The organism is Brachyspira catarrhinii (assembly GCF_005518285.1).
Classification (GTDB): Bacteria; Spirochaetota; Brachyspiria; order Brachyspirales; family Brachyspiraceae; genus Brachyspira; species Brachyspira catarrhinii.
Genome location: NZ_SJDU01000259.1, coordinates 1 through 3,276, shown reverse-complemented (window position 1 = coordinate 3,276; position 3,276 = coordinate 1). Strand labels below are relative to the sequence as shown.

Annotated in this window: 3 protein-coding genes; all 3 read right to left on the bottom strand. The window is 37.1% G+C overall.

Annotation, left to right across the window (positions count from 1 at the left end; genetic code table 11):
* On the bottom strand, positions 1-701 hold a 701-nt coding region (locus EZH24_RS09010), incomplete at its 3' end, for an enoyl-CoA hydratase-related protein (protein ID WP_137998828.1).
* Between the two features lie 121 nt (positions 702-822).
* A complete protein-coding gene (locus EZH24_RS09005) occupies positions 823-2,010 on the bottom strand; it encodes an acetyl-CoA C-acetyltransferase (RefSeq protein ID WP_137998827.1) in 1,188 nt (395 codons plus the stop codon).
* A gap of 131 nt (positions 2,011-2,141) precedes the next feature.
* On the bottom strand, positions 2,142-3,276 hold a 1,135-nt coding region (locus EZH24_RS09000), incomplete at its 5' end, for a dihydroorotase (RefSeq protein ID WP_137998826.1).

The following is a 3,276-nucleotide window of genomic DNA, read 5'->3' as shown; positions in this document are numbered from 1 at the left end:
AACAAGTTTCCAAATAATCTTTCCTCTATTTCAATCGCCTTATCCATATTGACTTGCAAGCCGTCATTAATCGCTTTTTTGCTATTGCGAACGGCTATTGGAGCGGCGTTTGCTATAGATTGAGCCAATTTTTCCACATTAGACATAAGTTCGGCTTGAGGATAAACGGCATTAACGAGTCCTATTCTCAAAGCCTCATCCGCCTTTATATTCCTGCCCGAATATATCATCTGTTTTGCCATACCGATTCCCACTATTCTTGGAAGTCTTTGAGTGCCTCCAAATCCCGGGGTTATTCCGAGTCCGACTTCTGGCTGTCCAAATACGGCGTTATCGGAACATATACGAATATCGCAACTCATCGCAATTTCGCATCCTCCTCCCAAAGCGAAACCGTTTATGGCGGCTATAACGGGAATTGGAAAAGTTTCTATTTTACGAAAAACTTTATTTCCCTTATCTCCGAATCCTTCGCCTTCGAGTTTACTCAATGTGCTCATTTCGGATATATCGGCTCCAGCAACGAACGATTTATCTCCCGCTCCCGTAAGTATCAAACATCTTATAGTTTTAATATCCACGGAGTCGAAAGTTCTGCTTAATTCGTCCAATACTTGAGAGTTTAAGGCGTTCAAAGCCTTTTCTCTGCTAATCGTAATGTAGCCAATCATATCCTTTTCTTCATATTTAACGAATTCCATTTATATTGCTATCCTCCATTTTTGTAATTTTTATGATTTTTTCTAATAATCTAATAATTAAAGAAATTATATTTAACGGGTTCGGCTTGATTAAACCAAAACCCGCGTAATATTTTATTCTTTATTCTCTTTCAACTATAACGGCGCAGCCCATACCTCCGCCTATACATAAAGTGGCGAGTCCTCTTTTCGCTCCTTTCGCTTCCAATTCATGAAGCAAAGTCACGAGTATTCTACAGCCTGAAGCTCCAACGGGGTGTCCCAAAGCTATAGCGCCTCCGTTAGGGTTAAGTTGTTTTTCAACATCTATACCCAAATCTCTACCAACGGCAACGGATTGAGCGGCAAAAGCTTCGTTCGATTCGATAATATCGAAATCTTTAATCGTTAGTCCCGTTTTAGCCAAAAGCTTTTTAGTGGCTGCAACAGGTCCTATTCCCATGATTCTTGGGTCAACTCCGCCCAAACCTCCAGCAATCCAAGTAGCCATAGGTTTAACGCCCAATTCTTTGGCTTTTTCTTCGCTCATAACGACTATAGCAGCCGCTCCATCGTTTATGCTCGAAGAATTACCAGCGGTCACTCTTCCTCCGTCTGGTTTGAAAGCGGGTTTTAATTTTGACAACGATTCGGCGGTTATTCCAGCTCTTGGTCCTTCGTCTTTATCGAATACTATATCGCCTTTTTTATTTTTAATTGTAACGGGAACTATTTCTTTTTTGAAAGCTCCAGATTCTATGGCTTTTACGGCTTTTTGTTGAGAGTTTGCAGCGAATTGGTCTAATTCTTCTCTCGTTATTTTATAATCATCGCAAACATTTTCAGCCGTTATTCCCATGTGATAATTATTGAAAGCGTCCGTGAGAGCGTCATTAACCATAGTGTCTATCAAAGAACCGTTGCCCAATCTATAACCGTATCTGCCGTTTTTCAAGGCGTAAGGAGCGAGAGACATATTTTCAGTTCCGCCCGCAACCACTATATCGGCGTTTCCAGCCGCTATCATATTTGCCGCAAGATTAACCGCGTCCAAACCAGAACCGCAAACGACATTTATAGTCATAGCGGGAACTTCTATAGGCAAACCAGCTTTTATGGAACTTTGGCGAGCCACATTTTGACCTTGAGATGCTTGAATAACGCAACCCATATAAACCATATCCACTTTATTAGCGGGAACATTAGCCCTTTTCAAAGCTTCTTTGATAACTACAGCGCCTAATTCCGCTGCGGGAACGGTGCTTAAAGAACCGCCCATACTTCCTATTGCCGTGCGACAAGCTCCGGCTAATACTATTTTTTTTGACATACTAAAATCTCCAAGAATTGTTATTTTCATATCGCGTTTAGTTTTATACGATATGATTAATATATAGTATAATACATTTTTTTATCAAATTCAAGTGTTATGTTAAAATTTTATATATTATTAATATTATATTAATAAAAAATCTCTTTCCCAAAACCGCTATAAAAAATATCTCTTTTCAAATTAGAATCGTATTTATAAACAATATTTCCTCGTAAAATTGTCATAATTACTCTTCCGCCTCTTTTGAAATTAACATAAGGACTCCAACCCGATTTCGTTATTATATCTTCTTCTCTTATTTCCGATTCGTCATTTAAATCGACTATCGCCAAATCGCCGTCATATCCTTCTTTCAAAATTCCTTTATTTTTTATTCCGAATATTTTTGCCGAATTTTCGCTCATAATTTTTGTTAATAATTTCAAATCTATCGTCAAATCTTTTACTTTTTTTAACATTAATTCGAGCGAATGTTCTACGGAAGGAATCCCAAAAGTAAGTTTTTCAAGTTTTTCGGTTAATAAATGCGGAGCATGGTCTGCGCCAATAGTGTCTATAGTTTCGTCTTTTATAGCTTTCCATAACACTTCATTATCGCTTTTTTCTTTTAATTCGGGTTTCATTCTTAAAAGCGTTTTATTTTTTTCGTTAATACTTTCCGTATTCAAAAATAAATGGTGAGGAGTCGCTTCGCCATAAATTTTCATTCCGCTATCTTTCGCTCTTTTTAGTAAATCTATTTCGCTTGACAAAGACAAATGACATAAATATAAAGTCGTTCCCGTTCTTTTTGCAATTTCAATAGCTTTATCAACCATTTTATCTTCCGCATGAATGGAGACAATTTTTGAAGCTTCGAATAATTTTTCCAATATTTTATCGTCTTCTATAAGCATATTTCCAGTAGAAGCGTTTAGAAATATTTTTGTAGAGGCGACTTGATTTTTAATTAATTTTATATCTTCGCTATTGTCCGTTTTGCTTCCGCCGAAATGAAAACCGTAATCGACATAAGATTTTCCAACCATCATTAATTTTTTTTGAATAAGATTTTCTTTCGTTATCGTATTTGGAATCGTATTCGGCATATCCAAAAAAGTGGTTATTCCTCCTCTCGCAGCCGCTTTGCTACCAGAATTAAAATCTTCTTTATGAGTAAGACCAGGGTCTCTCATATGGGTATGAGGGTCGATTATTCCCGCTATAACATAATTATAATTTGCGTCTATTATTTTACCCGCTTCGTTAAAAGTATTTTTTATT

What these genes read in the sequence shown, in the direction of transcription:
- EZH24_RS09005 (WP_137998827.1), bottom strand. Translation starts at nt 2,010, where the DNA reads ATGTCAAAAAAAATAGTATTAGCCGGAGCTTGTCGCACGGCAATAGGA.